A 20,171-nucleotide genomic window follows, 5' to 3' on the forward strand; every position below is an offset into this window, starting at 1 on the left:
TAACTCTTTGAAATCTAATATATTAATGGCTTTCTAATCAACAAAGAAGACGATGTCGGTATTCTTATGTTGAAGTTTCTGATAAGGTTTGTAATAGCGCGTTCATAAGTATAATATTTCAGATTAGGTTTTATCTTTTTTGTTTATCTCGGACTTATTTTTATCTCTCTCCGATTCGTTTTCTCATATTTGATCGGAGTAATATGTCTCATGCTTTCCAATATTTCCTGTAAGGATTCACCTTCGCTTCTTAATGTATACGTATAAGAATAGATGGCTTCATTTTCTATATTGAATTGTACGTTATACTTTCTGGACAATACTTTAAGTACATCTTCCAGGGGAGTATCATTAAATATCAATACATCTTTCATCCATACGGATTCATTTTTGTAATCTTTATTTTTCTGTATGATACACGTACCGGTTTCTTTTTCATAAATAGCTGTTTCACCCGGTTTCATTATATAGTCGAATGAGTTGCTTTGTGCATTTCGTATTTTTACGGAACCTTCGTCTAAGGTTGTCAACACTTTACTCTCTGTCGGGTATGCATTTACGTTGAACGAAGTTCCCAGTACTTTGATCTGCATGGAGGCGACATCGACAATGAAAGGCTTCTTTGCATCTTTCTTTACTTCAAAATAGGCTTCTCCTTCTACAGATACTTTTCGTTCTTTTCCGACGAACTGTTCCGGGTAGGTCAGTTTCGTATCTGCATTGAGATATACTTTTGTTCCGTCTGCCAACATTACCGTCATTCTTTCTCCACATGGCACATAAATGTCTCTGGTTACCGCTTCGCGGTTGTCGCTACCCGAATATATCCAAAATGCCATATTCAAAATAAGGAATGGCAATAAGACAACTGCTATTTTCAACCAAGAGAATTTTTTCCTTTTCGAATTAATCCGATTCATCAGGTGCACGTAGACTTGTTCCTGGCGAAAACAGGTTTCCTCTGTTTCGGGGATATCTATTTCCTTTCCTTCGATGATATCTTCGATATCTTCGTCCATTGCTTTGGAAATAGCGTTTAATGCTGTTTGTTTATCTTGAGTTGTCATTTAATTGCTGTCTTTTATTGGTAATACACAAGTCGGTGAGAAAAGTATTATATAAAATGGAATTTTTTTTAAAAAAAGATATTTTATTTATAAACCACCCAAGAGGAGAAGCATGAAAGAGGATAATCTGATTGTCATACGCAATTCTTTCAGTGCCTGGCTATACTGAAACTTGATGGTATTGATAGATAGGTTCAGCTTATCGGCAATCTCCTGATTCGAATATTTTCCGGAGATTTTCAGTTCTACTATTTTTCGTTTTTGGGGAGATAGCTGTTCAATGGCTCTACGAACCAACCGTAATTGTTCTTCATCCAATTCCGGTTCTTCGGTTTCGTTGGCAAGCGTATTTAAAAGGTTTAAATTATCTGAGATACGAAATATCTCCTTGTCTTTGTCGCGCAGAACATTCAGCAGATCGTTCTTTAGAATAGTAAAAAGATACCGGTTAAACGGTCTTGATTCGTCTATGTCTTTTTTCTTTTCCCAGATTTTGAAAAAGACATTTTGGACGACATCCTCTGCAAGTTCCCTGTTATATAGGTATTTAAAAGCCAGCGAATACACCTGTTTACTGTATTCGTTAAATAATAAAGTAAAGGCCAGTTGGTTGCCTTCCTTCATTTGACGAATTATAATTTCTTCATTAATCATCAAATAAATCCCCTTTTAAGCTATATTATTTTTTCAACGGATTAGGTTTGTTTTACACCACGATTGTGACTCTAATATATATATTAGTTTTCTTTCCACGATTCAAAGTTAGCCAAATATCTAGTACATAGCGATTACAAATATATGAAAAACTATCAGAATACCGACATTTCGAAAGTATTCTTGATGAAAGAAATGAAAGTCTTGCGAGAAAATGGAATTGATAAATAGGGAAGATAGAACTGATAAGCAGGTGTTTCGGGTATTGGAACTGAAAAAATAAAGGTTTGGCTGGGATGATAAAAAGAGAATCGAGATTGTCGGAATGTAACTTGTCTGTAACAAAAAAGGCCTCATGGGGTAATACTCATGAAGCCTTTCCTTTGATTTGTTTTTCTTATTTTACCCGTACGATGTCGTAATTCAGGTCGCTGACTGCTTCCTGAAGGCTATCGTTTGATAATGTCAGGGTCGTATCGTTGGCAATAACGAAGTAGACAGGTTCGCTACCGTCATTCGGAGTCAGCTTAAGGGCCGATTTCTTTTTGTTTTTGACGGTTTTCTGAATCATCTGAGGTTTACCGGCCGATGTAAATGTTTTGTCTTTTCCCTGTCCGTCAGCATCCAGATAGGTCATGTCCAACGTGTAGGTGGTATCGTTTGCATCGGCAAGCATATTCAGAGTCAATACATAGCGGATACCCGGACCATCAGCAGCAGGAAGTGTTCCTTCATAAACTTCGGTTGCTTCTACTGTAGGTGACATTGCTTCGATAGCAATGCTGTCTGCTTCAGCCTCTGCGGCTTTGTTTGCTTTTGATTGGCATGATGCCAGAGCAGCTACAACGGCTGCCAACATAATTACTTTTTTCATTGTTAAGTGCTTTAAGTTAATATAAAAAGTGAGTTGCTTATTCCTCTTCCTCCTCTTTTCGTATGACAAGCAACTTATCAACTCTTCCACGGTCCATGTCTACCACTTCAAACTGTAGATTCTTATATGTAAAGGTATCTCCTGCTTTGGGGATACGTCCGATAAGGAACATAGCCAAACCTCCCAATGTGGTGAAATCTTCCGAATCTATATCTTCGTAAGAAAGGATACCCATTTCTTCCATAAAGTCGCCGATGTTCATAGAAGCCTCTACCAACAGCGAACCGTCTTGACGACGGACGATTTCTTCCTCCTCCGTATCATCTTCTTCGAGAATGTCTCCGAAGATGCTTTCGGTCAGGTCGTGCAGGGTGATAATACCCTCTGTGCTGCCATACTCGTTAACAACAACCGCGAACTTGTTTTTGTTCTTCTTGAATAGCTCTAAAACTTTTTTTGCGTATAAACTTTCGGGTATGAAGAGGGCAGGACGGGCTATTTTACGCAGATCGAACTCTTGTTCGCTGCCCACCATGAGAATAATATCTTTTACTGAAACCACACCGATGATCTCATCTTTGTTTTCATTGACCAGCAGATATTTGCTGAAGTGTTCGGTATCGATGATACGCATCACCTCTTCTTTGGTTTCGTTGGGGTGGAGTACTATTAGGTCACGGCGGTGAGTCATCAATTCGTTGGCACGTTTATCCGAGAAACGGAATACATCTTTCAGCATCTCTGTCTCTTCTTTATCGATCACTCCCTGCTCGGAGCTTTGATGAAGAATCATTTTCAGTTCTTCCTGTGTCATGATGCGTTCTTCGCTTTTCAGTCCGATGAGTTTGTTGAGAAGTCGGGTAGAAACGCTCAACAGCCATACGAAAGGATAAGAGACTTTGGTCAAAAGGATCATGATGGGGCTGAACATTGTGGCATATCGTTCCGGATTGCTCAGTGCGATGGATTTCGGAACAAGTTCGCCAACGATGAGTGACAGATAAGTGATGACGGCTACGGTAGTAATCATGGCAAGGTTCCGGGCATAGGCTTCCAGTCCGGGAATCATGGCAAAGAGTGGTGTTACGTCATCGGCGATGGCTACACCACCGAAAGCACCCGATACGATACCGATCAGTGTGATACCGATTTGAATGGTGGAGAGGAACTTTTCGGGTTCTTCCAATTGTTTCAGAACTCCTCGTGCGGATTTGTTTCCTTTGCTTACAAGGGTTTCCAGACGTGCTTTACTTGAAGATACTAAGGCGATTTCATACATGGCGAAGACGCCATTTAAAAGAAGTAAGAGAATAATAATTATAAATTCCATATAATATATGAATGGTTTCTGTCCCGAAAATTACTTGAATCTATTGAAACACTATCTATATGGAGAGTATATTAATGAATATTTAACGTTTTATGAGGCTTCGTTTAATTATACAAAACAGGCGGTCGTATCGGGCCGCCCGTTCTTTTATTTGTTTTGGGTGTATTCGTCTGCTTTCGCTTTCATGCGTGCCACACGCTTTTCCGTGTTAATATTCGAAAGTGATTCCGAGAGTCGGCATCAGTGTGCCGCTTTTCTGTTCGATGTATTTCATTTTGTATCGCTGTTCAGGCAGTGGATCCGAAGGGTTTTCAATCACTCCGGTACTCATATAAATATCCGGTTGTTTGAAGGTACTCTTCGTCACATTTTGCAGGTCGATATAAAAGCCTAACATGCAGCGCTTGAGGTAGAACGTTTTGTCTACCCGGATGTCCAGTTGCCCGAAAGCGGGGAGCCGGCCCGTATTGTATTTACTATAATCGTAGTAGGGTCTGCCCTGTGCATTCCAGGCTGTTACGAGCCGGGATTTTTCTTCGTCATAAGGGGTATAGGGAGCACCGCCGATACAGCTTACTTTCATGCCGAAGCTCCAATGGCGGGGGAAGTTGTATGTGCCGCTCAGATTGAAAATATAGCGGTTGTCCCATGCCGATGCAATGTATTCGCTTTGCTTGTTGTTGCGATATTCACTTTTGAAAAGGGTGAACGAAGAAGCGAGGTTCAATTTTTTTGCAACGAGCCATCTCAATAATATTTCTATGCCGTATGAACGGCCTTGTGCAGTAGAAGTCAGTTCTTCATTGCCTATTACCCCGTAATCATTTCCTTTGCAGGCAAGCGGAATACCGTCTGTAACGGATAGGGGAATCCGGTCATAGGACTTATAAAAACCTTCGGCGGAAAGTTCGAATGTACTGTTGGTACGCCAATTCAGGCCGAGGCTACCTTGACTTACGCTCATGTAGCGGAGTTGTTTATTTACCAGTTTCCCGTTGTTCCCTTTGAATCCGAGTCCTGTATAGGGCGGTAATTGATAGTATAGTCCGGCGCTACCACTGGCATACAGTCCGTCGATGAGGCGGTAAGAGAGGGAGAGACGTGGGGAAAGTTGCTCGGAGAGGTGTTTCATCCTTGACGAATAGTTATTGGCATCCGCTCTTACCCCTAATGATGCCGTGAAGCGTTCGTCGGGCGAAGCATAACTCATTGTTCCGAATATACCCCAGTGGAGAAGCCCTAAGGCTGTGTGATAGTCGGATGTCTCTCCTTTTCCGATGTACACGCGTTGGAAACTGGTATTGGTGTACTGGCTATAATTGAGGTTCAATCCCAAATTTACTTTCCAGGCTCCGAAGGTAGAACTGTTTTCCAGTCGGAGTTTCGTCTCCTGTTCTACAGAACGTAGCCGGAGAGTGAGGTTGTCCTCCGAAGATTCGTCATTGTGCAGATATTTAGTGTTGCGGTTGTTCAGATAGCTGTGGCTGATGACTGCCGTCTGTACATGTGCCCCGGCATAGTGACGGTATACGGCTCCCAATGTGAATGTTTCTTGCTGTATCTTGGGAAGGTAACTCAATATGTATTCTGCTTTTTCTCCGTCCAGTTTGGTGTTGAGGCGCATATTGTCTATGCCTGCCAGGCCGAGCACAAGTAATTCATTCCGTTCGTCGAAACGGGTTTTCAGTTTGAACTGTGCATCGGTAAAAGTGGGTAGGAAAGGTAACCCCAGCATATCAAACAGAAATTGCAGATAAGATTGGCGGACAGATACGAGATAAGAAGTTTTATTTCCCAAATGCCCGTTGGAAGCAAGGGATACTTCCGATGCGCCGAGCGTGGCTTTCAGTGAGTTCCGTTCCATGTCTCCGTCGCGGAGTTTAAAATCGAGTACCGAACTGAGCGAATTACCCCGGTTTGCCGGGAAAGCACCCGTGTAGAAATTAACTTCCCGGATAAAGTCTGCATTAATGATACCGACGGGACCTCCTGATGCTCCTTGCGTACTGAAATGGTTGATATTCGGTATTTCGACTCCATCCAGATAGAATCGGTTTTCGGATGGAGAACCGCCACGTACAATCAGGTCGTTGCGGTATCCGGCGGGCGAGAATGCTACGCCCGGATATGACTGTACTACACGTGAAATGTCCCGGTTGGCTCCCGGACTTTTTTCGATTTCCTGTACCCCGATAATGCGCAGGCCTACCGGACTTTCCAGATCGCGACGAAAAGGAGAGGCGGTAATTGTGACTCCTTCTAATTCCGTCGGGTTTTCTTCCATTTCGATGTCTATATTCAGATTTTTGGTCGAAAGGATATATTCGGAGGTCAGGGTGGTTTTATATCCTACGGCAGATGCCTGCAACCGATAGATACCGGGAGGGACTGCTTGGATGGTGAAATGCCCCACTGAATCCGTGACACTGCCCATACCCGAACCGGCGATCACTACGTTGATAAATTCCAATGGCTTACGACTGGCTTTGTCGATAACGGTACCTCTTATTTGGTGGAGTGGTTGTGCCGTTGCCGTTATGAGGAGATAGAGAAAGAACAGAAGAAATACGGAGCGTTTTTTCATTGGTTTGTTTTTTCCTTTTCTATTTTGAATACAAAATTACATAAAAAATGTTTTTCTTTTCATTATTATCCGGTATTTTTGTTGGCATTAATCACTTGAGTAGATAATCATCATGAGAACAGTCCGATTGATAACATGCAATGATGCTATGCAGGCGCATATCTTTCAGGGAGCTTTAGAGAATGAGGGAATAGAATCATTGTTGCATAATGAAAATCTGTCATCATTACTGAAGAGTTGTGTAAGCAATATTTCCGGCGTCGATATTTTCGTTTATGAGAAAGATTATGAACGTGCCCTTCAGGTGTTGCGCGATAATCAAAGCTTTCCGGAGGATCTGAAATGTTGCCCTTATTGCGGTTCGGCGGATATCACATTTAAGTTGCGGAGCGACAGACGGATGCGGGCAGCTTGTGCTGCGGTATTGTCTTTGCTGGTTATGGCGCCTCCCGGAGACAATCATTGGACTTATAAATGCAATCGTTGTAAGGCTCTCTTCGATAAACCGGTTTCTGCGGATTATAAGAGAGAAGAAGAATCCCGGATTTAATTTTTAATGCAAATGTTTTAATGCGATGAAAAGAAAAAGTTTATTATTGCTCTGTCTGTTGTGGTCAGTACTTCCGTTTTATGCAGCACAGGTAGATACGCTGATGGTAAAAAGCCCTTCTATGAACAAGGAAGTGCAAGTGGTAGTGGTTGTTCCTGATATTGCTTTGGGCAAAAAGGGTGTTGATTGCCCGGTGATATACCTGTTGCATGGTTTTGGCGGTAATGCCAAGACGTGGATCGGCATTCGCCCTGAACTTCCGCAGATTGCCGATGAAAAAGGAATTATTTTTGTATGTCCCGATGGTAAAAACAGTTGGTATTGGGATAGCCCGAAGAATAAGGATTATCGCTACGAGACTTTTGTCTCTTCAGAAATGATCAATTACATAGACAAACATTATAAAACGATAGCCGATCGTCGTGGACGCGCCATTACCGGGCTTAGTATGGGCGGGCATGGAGCACTTTGGAATGCCATCCGGCATAAAGATGTGTTCGGTGCAGCAGGTAGTACCAGTGGTGGAGTCGATATCCGTCCGTTTCCGAAGAATTGGTTGATGTCCGAGCAATTGGGAACAATCGAAGAAAACAGACAGGTGTGGGATGACCATACGGTTATTAATCAGGTGGATAAGTTGCAGAATGGTGATTTGGCATTGATTGTGGATTGTGGGGAAGCGGATTTCTTTCTGGATGTAAATAAGAATCTGCACAACCGTTTGTTGGAACTGAAGATCGATCATGATTTCATCACCCGTCCGGGAGCGCACAACGGTGAGTACTGGAATAACTCCATCGATTATCAGATTCTTTTTTTCAGTAAATTCTTTAAAAAGTGAAAAGCAGTAAAAAATAGTTGATCGAAAGTTTGATTTACTGTTTTTATGTCGTATCTTTACAGACATAATCATATAGTAGATTCAGTTAGATTACACAGGAAGGAGAAAGCTAAAGCTTTCTCCTTTTTTTATTTCTTTCTGCTTGAGAAACCTACTGAACAGGGTATTCCGGGTGATTAAGGACGGTCTTTACGGAGAGTATGCCGGTATGTTACGACATGTTTCATTACTTGTTACGATGCCTTTCATTACTTGTCGCAGTACAATTGATGCTGTTTTCAGATAAAACGTTCTTTTGTTCCTGTAACTCTCGCTTTTTAGTTAAGAATGCGTAAATCTGCTCTTGACAAAAAGTGATCAATTCAAGAGATACGAATACTGCACATAACGGTACCAGTTTCTACCTGGGATACTGATTTTTACTGCACATGAAGTGATATATCCTTTTTCGTCCTCCGTGTAGCTATAAGTAGTAACTTCTTCGCTATTTTTTATTGTCAACTGACCCGGAAGAAGGGAAAGAGGAGCTCCGAGTATGTTGGCATAGAAAGCTTCTGTATGGAAAGAGAGAGGGTAGCGCTCTGAGAGGAACAGGCATGGTAACTTGCTTTTCTCATTGGATATGCCGGGACAACTCTCATTGATACCGGTGGTGAACGTGTTTTGATAGGTATTTACTTGTTCCGTTATATTCATTGTACCATTGTCCGGGATAATGATCGATATTTCAGAATATGGGCTACCGTCGATACTTTCTTTCACTCCGGTCAGATTTTCATCTCCTGTTGTTGAGTAAGAGAATGTATATGTGCGGATTTTACCGCCGGGTTCTTTGCGGGTACACATGGTGGCATACCCTTTCTCATCTATCTGATAAGTAGATACGGTGCCGGTTTCATCGGTTACGATAACCTTCCCCGGTTCGTAACTGATCTGGCTGCTGACACTATGCGTATATTCGCCTTCGAGCAGTCTGTCCGTATAAGTCTGTTTGGTGATGTGTCGGGTTAATTTTCCATCTTCATAGATAAATTTCTGTTCGGTAGTTACTCTTTCTTCTCCGGAACCGGTTGCTTCGGTAATGGTGAGACATGCTATTTTTTCTTCCGTATCTTCTTCTTCTTTTTCATTACATGCTGTCAGCATCAAGGAAAAAAACAGGAAAAAAAGAAAATTGCGTTGTATTCGTTTCATTATTTTATTTTTATTAAGGCCTCATTCCGTCTCCGATTCGGACCGTGTATGTAGTGCCGGTTTCCGGTGTTTCTTCGTCCGGTTCTTCCTCTTTTGGGGGATAGGTTCCGTCAATAATTCCGAGAGCTGCACTGAATAATGTCTCTTCCTTATTTCCCAGTGGCAAATAGGTCACTAAATTAGTGGTTGATGTCTGATCTATTGTATATTTGGCAGTAAAATTTCCTCCCATATGTGCTTCGCCTGCACTGTTATAAACAGTACATACTACCGGATTCAACGACCAACCGTATTTAGGGTTGACAAAACTTTCGGTAGCTACTCCCATAGCAGGCAGTGCCGTACCTAATATTTCCCATTTCTCAAACGGGAACAGGCAGTCATAAAAAGTCCCTGCTATCCCCGTAGTAGTGCTGCTGGTTAGTATGAAGCCTTTTTGGATATTCATATTCGCTCCGTTTCCTATCAGTTGCGGGTCGAAGAGCAAGTCGAAGTCTTTATAGGATTGCTTGTCGTTATATTCCAGATGGGCACAGATTTTTCCCACTTCACTCCCCGGTGCTAATAGGGAAGCTAACAAGTGCGCACATTCTAATGATCCTCCCGTATTGTTACGTAAGTCGAGCACAAAGTGAGTCACACCTGCACTGGCAAATACCCGGGAGATATCGCGAAGTTTGTTGTTGTATTTCTCCTTGTCATCGGCAGTTCCTGCTGTGAAATGGTTGTAGACCATATATCCTACTTTTACTCCTGTAGCACTGGTTACTATTTCGTATACGGGAATCGGGTCGTCTTCTACTATTTGTTCGGCACCAATACTTGCAGTTCCGGTTTCTATAACCACTCCTTTCTGTTTCTCGGTCTTCTTGTCTTCATCCTCTATATTTTGCAATTCATACTTTCCCAAAGTCAGTGTCATGGCTTTTCCTGTTTGGAGAAGGGTCTTTTCGTTTTTCTTGGTGATGTATTCATCGTCTACTTTCACTATCCATTCGCCACGTTCCAGACCGGCTGTTGAAGCCGGAGAGCCGGGAAGAACATTTGTAATTAAAGCATTATAAAGTGTATCTACATCTGCATTCTTATAAAGTGTATAGTCGAAGCCGTATTCGGGAGACTGCACCTTATTCAGTGTGTCTATATAAGAATAATTTTTGTCGAGAGTAGTATAAATCACTTTCTTGAGGAATTCTGCGGGAGCCAGAAAATATTGGTTGGGAGTAACCGAAGGCATTTCGTTGTACCAGAGGTATTCCTGACGCATCACGCTGTCTATCCATATATCCAGTTCGGTTTCTTCCGCATACTCCGGCCAACGGTCTACTCCGCAGGAGAAAAGACCGGATATCATCACGATGAATAATATAGGGGTGAACAGTATGTTTCTTATCTTCATATCTTTATCGTCTTTAGAAGTTGCAAATGTAGGAAATACTTCGCTTATCTACCACAATTGTGGTATAAAAATGCCTTTAATGTGTGATAGCCTGTAAACATCGTTTGCTTTATCTTTGCCGTCATGAAGAATATAGCAGCTTTAGTATCGGGTGGGGTAGACAGCTCGGTAGTCGTTCATCTCCTTTGTGAGCAGGGGTATAAACCGTCGTTGTTTTATATTAAAATAGGTATGGACGGTGCGGAATACATGGACTGTTCTGCCGAAGAGGACATAGAACTTGCCACGGCTACGGCCCGGAGGTATGGCTTGCCATTGGAAATAGTCGATCTGCATCGTGAATATTGGGACAATGTGGCAGCCTATGCTATCGATAAGATACGGAAAGGGCAGACACCCAATCCCGATGTGATGTGTAATAAGTTGATTAAATTCGGTTGTTTTGAGCAGCGTGTCGGGAAAGATTTCGACTTTACGGCAACAGGGCATTATGCTACTACATTATTGCGGGATAGGAAGATTTGGCTTGGTACAGCCAAAGATCCCGTGAAAGATCAGACTGATTTTCTTGCTCAGATTGATTATCTTCAAGTTTCCAAACTGATGTTTCCTATCGGTCATTTGATGAAACATGAAGTGCGCGAGATAGCACAAAATGCGAAACTTCCTAATGCGCGTAGAAAAGACAGCCAAGGCATTTGCTTCTTGGGTAAGATAAACTACAATGATTTTGTCCGCCGTTTTCTTGGAGAGAAAGAAGGAGCGGTGGTCGAGTGGGAGACAGGGAAACGGATCGGAACTCACCGGGGATATTGGTTTCACACTATCGGTCAGCGTAAAGGATTGGGATTGGGTGGCGGCCCTTGGTTTGTGATAAAGAAGAACATTGAAGAGAATATTATTTATGTGTCTCATGGCTATGACACAGAAGCACAATATGGTACGGAGTTTTCTCTTTCCGATTTTCATTTTATCACCGGAAACCCTTGGGAGGAAGGCTCGAATGAAGTAAATATAACCTTCAAGATTCGTCATACTCCGGAATTTATTAAAGGACGTCTTGTCCGTAAAGGTAACACCTGTCATGTACTTTCTTCTGAGAAACTGCAAGGTATTGCTCCCGGACAGTTCGGAGTGATTTACGATGAGAAGGCGGAGGTGTGTGTAGGAAGCGGAGTGGTTATTTAGTTGAAAGTTGAGAGTTGAAAGTTGAAGGTTGGCTGCGCTGTTATGCTGCATAGTAACTTTCAACTTTCAACTCTCAACTTTCAACTAAATATAGTATTCCGCCAGATCTACAATCCCCGCCCGCATTGCATATTTGGTGGCTTCGTGTACATTGTTTACTCCGAGTTTCCGGAAGATATTTTTACGATGGCTGTTGATGGTGTGAAAGCTCAGGTTCTTTTCTGCGGCAATTTCTTTAGTAGTCTTGCCTGATGCAATTTCTTTGAGAATGTTTTTTTCTGTGGCGGTAAGTAAATGATCCTCCTGTATATTTGTGCTTGAAGATACCTGTTGGATATTTCCGGACAGTAACAGGTTAGTTACGTGGTTGCAGATGAAACGTTCCTTGCGTGAAGCGCATTGGAGAGCGGTGAGTATCTCCTCTTTCGAGTTATCTTTCATAACTACTCCGAATGCCATACTGCTAAATAATACCTGACGGAGAAATCCGATGCTCAATTCATCGGAGAACAGCAGCCAGTCCACCTCCTTAAAACGTTCACGAAGCACTATCAATTCATCTGCTCCGGCAAAATCAAATAAAGTATAATCGAGGATCACTACCGCTTGTGGGTGTAGGCGTAATTCTCTGATAAGTTCTGTTTTATTATCTACGGCCAGCAGTTGTGATACATCTTTCTGCTTACTGAGCAGAAACATCATGCCTGCTTTGGTGATATCCTGATTATCTGCTATGATATATTCTCTCATGAATCGTATTCTTTATCATGGTAACCACCGGCTGATATTTCTTTCGGTGGCACTAAACTCAACACCTATCTTAATAAGTTTGCGTCCATCGGCTTGGTAAGGAATCAAATATCCTTTATCGTCTATTTGTTGTAAGGCTTCTTCTGCCGTTCCATTTAGTTTGAATTCAAATATATAGATGTAGGCGGGAGTCTTCACAACAGCGTCTGCCCGTCCGCGTGCACTGCGTATTTCTACGTCGGTGAATTGCCCCATTAATTTGAAAACGAGGTAGAATACCACTTGATAATGGCGTTCGCTTTTATCATTCAACTCGTATGGGAAATCAGCAAAGAAAGCTTGTAGGCGGGTGAGGAAGGAATCGTAATCGCCGGTACGTAGCTCTTGAATAAATTTTCCAATATAGAAACTTTGGTCGTTGTTCAATACGGAAGTGTAAAAGGGTATTAGAAAATTGATAAAGCCATAGCGCACTTCATCATTGGGAAATTCCAACAGATAAATCTCAAATTCTTGATTATAGTCTTTTATTGTCAGATAACCGCTCTGATAAATCAGTGGAATCGGATTATTGGCATCTATCCGGTATTCGGTAAATGAAGAGGCGGATGCTTCTACTCCGTCAATCAATGTACGTAAATCATATTCGCTTTTTTTGAGCAGTTCCACAAGAAAAGTAGGAGTACCTGTCTGAAACCAGTAGTTGCTGAATTTGTATCCGTCGAAAAGATTGAGTACGCTGAAAGGGTTAAAGACTCCTTCTGCGAATTCGCAGAAATGATAACCGTCATACGATATCTTCATCTTTTGAAGAGCTTCTTCCTGTGTCAAACCATTGTGTTCCGCCAACTGTTGTATTTCCGGTGCGAAAGTATGGGTTAATTCTTGCATGGTGATACCGCAGATCGTGGCATATTGGGGCTTCATACTGATGTCATTCAGTTGATTCAGGTCATTGAATACGCTGACTTGTGCAAACTTCGTCACTCCGGTAAGAAAGACGAAACGGAGATAACGGTCGGAACTTTTCAGGACACCATAGAATGCTTTCAGTGTCTGACGGTATTCTTCCATTAAAGGAATGTTACACAAGGTTTGCAACAGGGGTTTATCATATTCGTCTACCAATACTACTACGCCGCAGCCTGCCTGTTCACTGGCACGGCTGATAACATAACTGAATCGTTCTTCCGGACTGCGGTCCTTCTTTTCATCGCCATATTGACTTTCCCATTTTTCAAGATGTTGGTTAAGCATGGCATTTAAATCTTCCGGGGTCTCGTATTTTTTAGCATTCAAGTCCAGATGCAGTACCGGAAATTGCCTCCATTCTTTTTCCATCTGTTCGATGGCCAGTCCTTCGAACAGCTCTTTCTTACCTTTAAAGTAAGCTTCAAAAGTAGAAAGCAACAGGCTTTTTCCAAATCGACGCGGGCGACTCAAGAAATAAGGTTTTCCTGTATTCGCTATTCTCCACACGAAAGCGGTCTTGTCTACATACAGATAATTATCTCTGCGGATGTCCTCAAAAGTCTGTATCCCGATCGGGAGTTTGCGTAATACACTGTTCATTGTTACTTTTTATTTATTGACCATTCAAAGATACTCATTATTTCCATAAACCGTTTCGTACCTTGATGAATTTTGAAATATAACACGAGTGAAAATAACTCAAAGTGTTGATAACCAGTGTTTATGGGACTCTATACTTTTGCAGGACAAGAGTATGGACTTTTATATAAGAAGAGTGTACACTCTTGCATGTGAAAAGTGTACACTCTTGAAATTCCTGATTGGTTTTACCTTTAGCCCGTCTTATTTGTATTACCAGGAACGTCCTTTGAATACATCCGATTGGTCTAACGGTACGATGTTACCACTCAATGTGAGAGTATTGTTGTTGAAGTTCGGGTTTACGGTCACGGTAGCATTGTTACCTCCATTGGTCAATGAGATAAATATCTGGGCCGAAATACCGATGCCCTGTACACTGAATGAGCAGTTTACATTTCCTTTTTTATCAGTAGTAATTTTCATATCCGATGCACTACCGTCTACTGTTACACCACCGATTCCGTTAGGGCCGGGATATGGAGTGTTGAAAGCGACCTGCACGGTAGAGCGTTGACCGTTCATCATTACAAAGTTTGTTGTGGATGATACGAACGCACTTTGTCCGTTACGGAAGATTACTTGATCTGCTTCAAGTACGAACTGTTTGTTCTTCAGTGCCTGTACTGCTTGCTGGTAGGCCACTGCATCAGCCGCCTGTTCTTCTGCTTTCAGTCTTGCTCTTTCTGCATCTCTTTGTGCTTTACGGTCGGCACGGCGTACTGCTCTTTCTGATTCTTGTGCATACATCATGGTAGATGCACTTACCAATACTAATGCTAATAATGCAATTAACTTTTTCATAACTTGTTTTTGTTTAGGTTTAATAACGTTGTTCGTTTATTGCAAGAACAAGATATTTTTGATATTGTTCATCTGCACGCCACAATTTTATATCTGATCCTATCAATCGTTATATTCATTAACAGACTGATAATGTTGATGAAGCGGCAGGAAGTGCGTGCTTACATACGTGACTTTTGCAATAAAATTTATTAAAAGTTTATCTCTCCTTAGATTTTTGATACTACCTTTGGATATTTAATGAATCTATTGAAACATTATGAAGAAGATCGTTACTTTCGGAGAAGTGCTTCTCCGCCTTACTGCTCCCGGAAATCTCCGTTTTTCACAAGCTCGTGACTATGTGGCCGCTTTTGGTGGTAGTGAAACCAATGTAGCTGTATCTCTTGCCAACTTTGGCATTCCTACAGAATTTGTGACCCGGCTACCGGACAATGAAATAGCCCGTGCCTGTGTCAGTGATTTACGTTCCCACGGACTTCGTACAGACGGAATAATTTATGGAGGTGATCGTATGGGCATTTACTTCCTTGAAAACGGAGCTTCTTTTCGCAATTCGAAAGTGGTGTACGATCGTGCCGGTTCTTCTTTTTCCACACTTCGTCCCGGGATGATTGATTGGGAAACTGTTTTTGCCGATGCAGGTTGGTTTCATTGGTCGGGAGTTGCTGCTGCTTTGTCTCAAAGTGGAGCTGATACCTGTTTGGAAGCATTGCAAACGGCAGATCGTATGGGATTGACTATTTCATGTGATTTGAATTTCCGTAAGAATTTGTGGCAATATGGACGTACGGCTGCTGATGTCATGTATCCGTTGGTGCAGTATAGTGATGTGATTTTTGGTGCGGAGCCGGAATATAAAGAGATATTAGGCATTTCTCCTGTCGGTTTCAAGGCGATAAATACGGATTACCAACTCGATTTGCAGGGATTTGAGAAGGTCGGCAGGCAGGTGGAGACATTGGTGCCCCGTTGTAAAAAGATGTTCCTTGAATTACGGAATTCTTTGTCGGCCAATCATAATCTGTTGGCTGCCGTGCTTTATTCGGATAATACATTAAAGCATACGGGGATTTATGACATTGCGCATGAAGTAGACCGTGTGGGTACGGGAGATGCTTTTGTCGGTGGACTTATTTATGGATTGTTGACTTATCCGAATGATGATCAGAAAGCACTGAATTTTGCTTTAGCGGCTTCCTGTCTGAAAAATACATTCTACGGAGATTTCAATCTGGCGACTGTCGCTGAAGTGGAAGCACTGATGAACGGTGATGCTTCCGGACGAGTACAGCGTTAAGTGCTCAGTTGATGGCGTTTCTGCCACCAATAGCGGATGAACAGTGCACCGGTGGCGATTAAGGCCAGTGACAGTCCGGTATAAAATACGGATATGAAACTGTTGGGTAGCAAATGCAGGCTTCGAATACTGATTCCCATAGAGATCATGAAAATCATGACGATCCAGCTCTTTACATCAAAGAAAGAGAACGGGCAGTTCTTTTCCGGTTTCTTCTGAATGATGCGTTCGGTATGCTTGTAATATAATCTTCTGAATATGAGTACAAAGAAAAGAAGAAATACGATCGTGGCCTCTCCTATTTTAAACAGCCAATACTGTGAATCACTGAGCCATGTCACGATTCCTATCCGCAGTATATTTGTTCCTGCCACTATCCACACGATACCGGCAGTAATGAGTAAAATTTGTCTGTTGACCCCGTATTTCATATATTAAATTTTGGATTGATGTTCTTAACAACAAATGAAACCACCCTTTGGGTTCACTTTCGCGAAAAAAAAGTGATAAGCAGTGAGCAACTTGTCAGTAAAACTCCCATTCCTATGACTCCATGCCAGCCGAATGCTTGCCAGGCACTTCCAGCCAAAAAGGTCCCCATCGAACCGCCGACAAAGTAAGTCGTCATAAAAATCGTGTTGACACGGTTGGATGCGCCGGGACAGAGCTCGAAGATGCTGGCCTGATTACTTAACTGGATACATTGCATGCCTATGTCGATAATGATGATGCCTGCTACAATACCGAAATAGGTGTTTTCTCCTGCAAAAAGCAGGAACCAGGCAAAGAGTATCAACCCGCAACCGATGAAGTTGAACCGGCGAACTCCCACTCTCCTGACATACTTCCCTACTACGGAGGCAGAGAGTGCACCTGCTATTCCACAGAGTCCTAACATGCCGATGACATTGCTTCCTGCATAGAAAGGGGCTTGTCCCATCTTGAATGCCAGACACGACCACATGGCGAGAAATGAACCGAATGCCAGTGCTGCCCGTATGGAATAAATCCGCAATAAGGGATATTCTTTCAGGAGAAGAAACAACGATTTCATCAGATCACTGTATTTTCCTTTGAATGTGGGACGGATATCCGGCAATACTTTCATTACAACAATTCCGCATATCAACATCAATGCGGCCGCGATGTGATACATTTCTCTCCATCCGAACACTTCACCGATAAAACCGCTGATAACACGCGAAGCAAGAATACCCGTCAGCAATCCGGAGATAACGATACCTACATTTCTTCCTTTGTTCTCGGGTTTCGAAAATTGGGAAGCTATCGGAACAAATATCTGTGGTATCACCGAACAGATTCCTGTTAGAAATGAAGCTATTAATATAATGTGTATATTGGGTGCTAACGCAATGGTCAGCAGGGAGACGATCAGTATGGCAAAGTTCGTGACAATGATTTTCTTTCGTTGATACAGGTCACCCAAAGGGATGATGAATAATAATCCGAGTGCATAGCCTATCTGGGTGACCATTGCTATAAGGTTGGTTTTAAATTCCGAGACACCCAGATCGTGGCGTATCATGTTCAGCAACGGCTGATTGTAGTAGAGGTTGGCTACGGATATGCCGGCAACGATAGCCAATGTCCAAAGTATGGATGCCGGTAGTCCTCCGTTTTCTTTCAAAGTCTGTTTCATAGGGGCAAAGATACGAAGATTGGATTTACTCTACAAAGAAAGTCACCGAAACCGTATTTCCTTCGTTGTCTACTGCTGTCAGGGAGTGTTTTCCGGAAGCGGGAAGGAAAGATATCTTGTGGAAGTCTTGTGTCTCGCTCAGGTAGTTGTTGTCGAGATGCCAGTATACGGTTGCTTTCGGATTGTTGTGTACCAGTTCAACGTTCAGTTGCCCTTTGCTGCCATCCAACTGTTTAGGGAGGAATACCCGGGCATTCATCGTAGGGTAGACAAATTGCATGGGGCGGAACACATCTTCGCCGCATCCGGGTTTGAAAGGAGGGAGTGGTTTATATTCCGGGTGGTGCTGTTTGTAATACCATTCCCATACGGGAGGCAGGGTAAACCAGCTTTTTCGAATGGTAGGCTCCATGTCGATGCAACTTTCGTAGATGCGGGAAGTTCCATCGGCCGACAGGTTGATGAGATGATGGTACGGGCAGGCTTCGGTCTTTAATCCGGCAGGGAGTATCAGTGTCGTATCCGTCTCTTCGCAGAAACGTCCTTTCAGATGTCCGGAAAGTCGGCATACTTCGGCATCGGCAAATATTCCGGATGGTCTGTCGAACCATGGGGAAGACGGAAGAAGATTGAATACATCGAATAGGACAGGTCCTGCCGTACGTGCTCCTACCAAGCCCGGTTTTCCTTCTCCGGTTGCGTTGCCCACCCATACGCCGACAGCATAACGGGGAGTAACTCCTACGGCCCATGCATCACGGAAGCCGTAACTCGTTCCCGTTTTCCAGGCAATGGTCTGCATAGACGGGATGGTGCGCCAGTCTATCTCTTCCGGTCGGTTTACTTCTTTAATGGCATCGAAGGTTTGCCAGACGGCACCCGGAGAAAGTGAGACATGTGAGTTGGCAGATGGCAGATGCCGGGTGGAATCGGAGAGTAATAAAGAGCAATCTGTCTTATCCAATCCTTTCAGGCAACGTGCCATTTCGGCGTAAGCCACAGTAATGTCCCATAAAGTACCTTCGGCTCCTCCTAAGATAAGTGATAATCCATAATGGGAAGCCGGGCGGGTAAGGGTAGTGAGACCGATCTGTTTGAGCAGGTTGTAGAATTTGGGAACGCCGTAATGCTGCAACATGCTGACGGTCGGAATATTCAGAGAGCGCGCAATCGCTTCCGATGCCGGAACGGCACCTTCGAACTGTTGGCTGAAATTTTGTGGAGCAAAGCCGTTGATATTTATAGGAACATCCGGTAGCAGCGTGTGGGGAAGGATGCTGCCTTCCTGCAGCATGGCATAGTAAAGAAAGGGTTTTAGAATACTTCCCGTGCTACGCGGTGCACGGATGATGTCTACTTGATTACCGCTTCTCTCTTTGTTGAAGTGCAGGTTGCCACAGTAGGCAATGGGCTGGTTTTTCTCTATGTCGATAACGAGTATGGCCATGTTGCGGATGTCACTGCGGGAGAATTCGTTGTTCCAGCGTTCTACCAGTTCTTCCACTTGTAGTTGTATTCCACGGTCGATGGTACTCACCGAGTAAGTTCCGTTACGGGTCCGATAGAAATAGTCGGTCAGATGTGGGGCTGTCTGTGGTAAGGGTTTGGGTTCCTGTGGCAGAGGTTCACTGAGGGCAAGCTCATAATCGGAGTCGCTCAATGTGCCGTTCTTGTGAAGACGTGTCAGCAGGCGGTTACGCTTGTCGAGCAAGGACTGACGGCTTTTGGAAAGATGTATCATGGCGGGTGAATTGGGAAGTACGGCGAGCATGGCCGCTTCGGCCCACGACAAGTCTTCTGCTGCATGCCCGAAGTATCGCCAGGCAGCAGCATCCAGCCCCACTACGTTTCCTCCGAAAGGGGCGTGGGAGATATATAAAGAGAGTATCTTTTCTTTGGAATAACGGAACTCCAACCGGGTGGCCCATATCATTTCGATAAATTTCTCGGTGAACGTGCGTGGCTTATTCCGGGCAAGGCGAATCGTTTGCATCGTAAGCGTACTTCCTCCACTGATGATGCGACCGGCTTTTAGGTTCTGATAGATGGCCCTGCCGGTTGCCAACGGGTCTACTCCCCAGTGCCAATAGAAATGATTGTCTTCGAATGCTAAAAGGCAGGTTTTAATCTTTTCCGGTGTGGTGGTGCGTGGAGGAAAGCGCCATTGTCCGTCCGGAGCGATGCGGGCACCGAGCAGTTCATGGTGACGGTCGGCTACAACGGTAGAGTAGGGCACATGAAACAGTTGCCGGGGAAGGCAAAAGATATACCAGACAATCAGAAGGGTAATGCCCCCTCCGATTATCCGGCTTTTTTTCTTTTTCCATCTTTTCATTCCTGTCTCTTGCCTGCGTTTATCCGCAGT

The 20,171-nt window shown here is 43.3% G+C and carries 17 protein-coding genes; 4 read left to right on the plus strand and 13 right to left on the minus strand.

Going from position 1 to position 20,171, the window contains the following annotated elements:
- Positions 1-143: 143 nt before the first annotated feature.
- From QVP90_RS03550 to QVP90_RS03570, 5 genes are all read right to left on the minus strand, one after another.
- A complete protein-coding gene (locus tag QVP90_RS03550; RefSeq protein WP_005923976.1) occupies positions 144-1,067 on the minus strand; it encodes a FecR family protein in 924 nt (307 codons plus the stop codon).
- An 87-nt stretch (positions 1,068-1,154) separates the two neighbouring features.
- Positions 1,155-1,721 carry an RNA polymerase sigma factor gene (locus QVP90_RS03555; protein WP_005923973.1) on the minus strand — a complete coding sequence of 189 codons (567 nt, stop codon included), beginning with the start codon at positions 1,719-1,721 and terminating at the stop codon, positions 1,155-1,157.
- 397 nt (positions 1,722-2,118) lie between these two features.
- Positions 2,119-2,595 (minus strand): copper resistance protein NlpE N-terminal domain-containing protein, encoded by a 477-nt coding sequence (locus QVP90_RS03560; protein ID WP_007480316.1) that lies wholly within the window; start codon positions 2,593-2,595, stop codon positions 2,119-2,121.
- Between the two features lie 37 nt (positions 2,596-2,632).
- Positions 2,633-3,925 (minus strand): hemolysin family protein, encoded by a 1,293-nt coding sequence (locus QVP90_RS03565; RefSeq protein ID WP_025819347.1) that lies wholly within the window; start codon positions 3,923-3,925, stop codon positions 2,633-2,635.
- A 208-nt stretch (positions 3,926-4,133) separates the two neighbouring features.
- A complete protein-coding gene (locus QVP90_RS03570) occupies positions 4,134-6,509 on the minus strand; it encodes a TonB-dependent receptor (RefSeq protein WP_021935675.1) in 2,376 nt (791 codons plus the stop codon).
- A gap of 112 nt (positions 6,510-6,621) precedes the next feature.
- On the opposite strand from QVP90_RS03570, the gene QVP90_RS03575 reads away from it, so the two are divergent.
- Positions 6,622-7,059, plus strand: coding sequence for a putative signal transducing protein (locus QVP90_RS03575; RefSeq protein ID WP_130058477.1), 438 nt, complete (start codon positions 6,622-6,624; stop codon positions 7,057-7,059).
- Positions 7,060-7,084: 25 nt separating this feature from the next.
- Positions 7,085-7,900 (plus strand): alpha/beta hydrolase, encoded by an 816-nt coding sequence (locus QVP90_RS03580; protein WP_007480322.1) that lies wholly within the window; start codon positions 7,085-7,087, stop codon positions 7,898-7,900.
- A 357-nt stretch (positions 7,901-8,257) separates the two neighbouring features.
- Here QVP90_RS03580 and QVP90_RS03585 read toward each other — a convergent pair whose 3' ends face one another.
- Positions 8,258-9,094 carry a DUF4595 domain-containing protein gene (locus tag QVP90_RS03585; RefSeq protein WP_005923952.1) on the minus strand — a complete coding sequence of 279 codons (837 nt, stop codon included), beginning with the start codon at positions 9,092-9,094 and terminating at the stop codon, positions 8,258-8,260.
- A 13-nt stretch (positions 9,095-9,107) separates the two neighbouring features.
- A complete protein-coding gene (locus QVP90_RS03590) occupies positions 9,108-10,493 on the minus strand; it encodes a S41 family peptidase (RefSeq protein WP_007480323.1) in 1,386 nt (461 codons plus the stop codon).
- A 123-nt stretch (positions 10,494-10,616) separates the two neighbouring features.
- On the opposite strand from QVP90_RS03590, the gene mnmA reads away from it, so the two are divergent.
- A complete protein-coding gene (gene mnmA / locus QVP90_RS03595; RefSeq protein ID WP_005923947.1) occupies positions 10,617-11,681 on the plus strand; it encodes a tRNA 2-thiouridine(34) synthase MnmA in 1,065 nt (354 codons plus the stop codon).
- A gap of 84 nt (positions 11,682-11,765) precedes the next feature.
- Here mnmA and QVP90_RS03600 read toward each other — a convergent pair whose 3' ends face one another.
- The 3 genes from QVP90_RS03600 to QVP90_RS03610 form a co-directional block, all read right to left on the minus strand.
- Positions 11,766-12,431, minus strand: a complete 666-nt coding sequence (locus QVP90_RS03600; protein ID WP_005923944.1) for a LuxR C-terminal-related transcriptional regulator — start codon at positions 12,429-12,431, stop codon at positions 11,766-11,768.
- Positions 12,432-12,446: 15 nt separating this feature from the next.
- Positions 12,447-14,003, minus strand: a complete 1,557-nt coding sequence (locus QVP90_RS03605; RefSeq protein ID WP_021935677.1) for an ATP-binding protein — start codon at positions 14,001-14,003, stop codon at positions 12,447-12,449.
- 252 nt (positions 14,004-14,255) lie between these two features.
- Positions 14,256-14,846: a DUF4251 domain-containing protein gene (locus tag QVP90_RS03610; protein ID WP_005923938.1), complete on the minus strand. Its 591-nt coding sequence runs from the start codon at positions 14,844-14,846 to the stop codon at positions 14,256-14,258.
- Between the two features lie 259 nt (positions 14,847-15,105).
- Here QVP90_RS03610 and QVP90_RS03615 point away from each other — a divergent pair, with 259 nt between their 5' ends.
- Complete coding sequence (locus QVP90_RS03615; protein WP_005923935.1) at positions 15,106-16,146, plus strand: sugar kinase; 1,041 nt, start codon at positions 15,106-15,108, stop codon at positions 16,144-16,146.
- Here QVP90_RS03615 and QVP90_RS03620 read toward each other — a convergent pair.
- Genes QVP90_RS03620 through pbpC form a run of 3 tightly spaced genes read right to left on the minus strand, consistent with a single transcriptional unit; the run spans position 16,143 to position 20,141 of the window.
- The gene (locus QVP90_RS03620) at positions 16,143-16,577 is read right to left on the minus strand and encodes a hypothetical protein (RefSeq protein WP_005923933.1); all 435 of its coding nucleotides are present in this window, start codon (positions 16,575-16,577) and stop codon (positions 16,143-16,145) included. The two genes, QVP90_RS03615 and QVP90_RS03620, sit on opposite strands and share 4 nt — an antisense overlap.
- Before the next feature lie 53 nt (positions 16,578-16,630).
- Complete coding sequence (locus QVP90_RS03625; RefSeq protein WP_005923930.1) at positions 16,631-17,806, minus strand: MFS transporter; 1,176 nt, start codon at positions 17,804-17,806, stop codon at positions 16,631-16,633.
- 25 nt (positions 17,807-17,831) lie between these two features.
- Positions 17,832-20,141, minus strand: coding sequence for a penicillin-binding protein 1C (gene pbpC, locus QVP90_RS03630; protein WP_021935678.1), 2,310 nt, complete (start codon positions 20,139-20,141; stop codon positions 17,832-17,834).
- Positions 20,142-20,171 lie beyond the last annotated feature (30 nt).

Origin of the sequence: Bacteroides sp. CAG:189, from assembly GCF_000432295.1 — a bacterium.
GTDB classification, from domain to species: Bacteria; Bacteroidota; Bacteroidia; order Bacteroidales; family Bacteroidaceae; genus Bacteroides; species Bacteroides salyersiae.

Coding starts and splice junctions, on each gene's coding strand:
- QVP90_RS03585 (WP_005923952.1), bottom strand. CDS start 9,094: ATGAAACGAATACAACGCAATTTTCTTTTTTTCCTGTTTTTTTCCTTG.
- QVP90_RS03580 (WP_007480322.1), top strand. CDS start 7,085: ATGAAAAGAAAAAGTTTATTATTGCTCTGTCTGTTGTGGTCAGTACTT.
- QVP90_RS03590 (WP_007480323.1), bottom strand. CDS start 10,493: ATGAAGATAAGAAACATACTGTTCACCCCTATATTATTCATCGTGATG.
- QVP90_RS03600 (WP_005923944.1), bottom strand. CDS start 12,431: ATGAGAGAATATATCATAGCAGATAATCAGGATATCACCAAAGCAGGC.
- QVP90_RS03570 (WP_021935675.1), bottom strand. CDS start 6,509: ATGAAAAAACGCTCCGTATTTCTTCTGTTCTTTCTCTATCTCCTCATA.
- QVP90_RS03555 (WP_005923973.1), bottom strand. CDS start 1,721: ATGATTAATGAAGAAATTATAATTCGTCAAATGAAGGAAGGCAACCAA.
- QVP90_RS03615 (WP_005923935.1), top strand. CDS start 15,106: ATGAAGAAGATCGTTACTTTCGGAGAAGTGCTTCTCCGCCTTACTGCT.
- QVP90_RS03560 (WP_007480316.1), bottom strand. CDS start 2,595: ATGAAAAAAGTAATTATGTTGGCAGCCGTTGTAGCTGCTCTGGCATCA.
- QVP90_RS03610 (WP_005923938.1), bottom strand. CDS start 14,846: ATGAAAAAGTTAATTGCATTATTAGCATTAGTATTGGTAAGTGCATCT.
- QVP90_RS03550 (WP_005923976.1), bottom strand. CDS start 1,067: ATGACAACTCAAGATAAACAAACAGCATTAAACGCTATTTCCAAAGCA.
- QVP90_RS03605 (WP_021935677.1), bottom strand. CDS start 14,003: ATGAACAGTGTATTACGCAAACTCCCGATCGGGATACAGACTTTTGAG.
- pbpC (WP_021935678.1), bottom strand. CDS start 20,141: ATGAAAAGATGGAAAAAGAAAAAAAGCCGGATAATCGGAGGGGGCATT.
- QVP90_RS03620 (WP_005923933.1), bottom strand. CDS start 16,577: ATGAAATACGGGGTCAACAGACAAATTTTACTCATTACTGCCGGTATC.
- QVP90_RS03625 (WP_005923930.1), bottom strand. CDS start 17,806: ATGAAACAGACTTTGAAAGAAAACGGAGGACTACCGGCATCCATACTT.
- QVP90_RS03575 (WP_130058477.1), top strand. CDS start 6,622: ATGAGAACAGTCCGATTGATAACATGCAATGATGCTATGCAGGCGCAT.
- QVP90_RS03565 (WP_025819347.1), bottom strand. CDS start 3,925: ATGGAATTTATAATTATTATTCTCTTACTTCTTTTAAATGGCGTCTTC.
- mnmA (WP_005923947.1), top strand. CDS start 10,617: ATGAAGAATATAGCAGCTTTAGTATCGGGTGGGGTAGACAGCTCGGTA.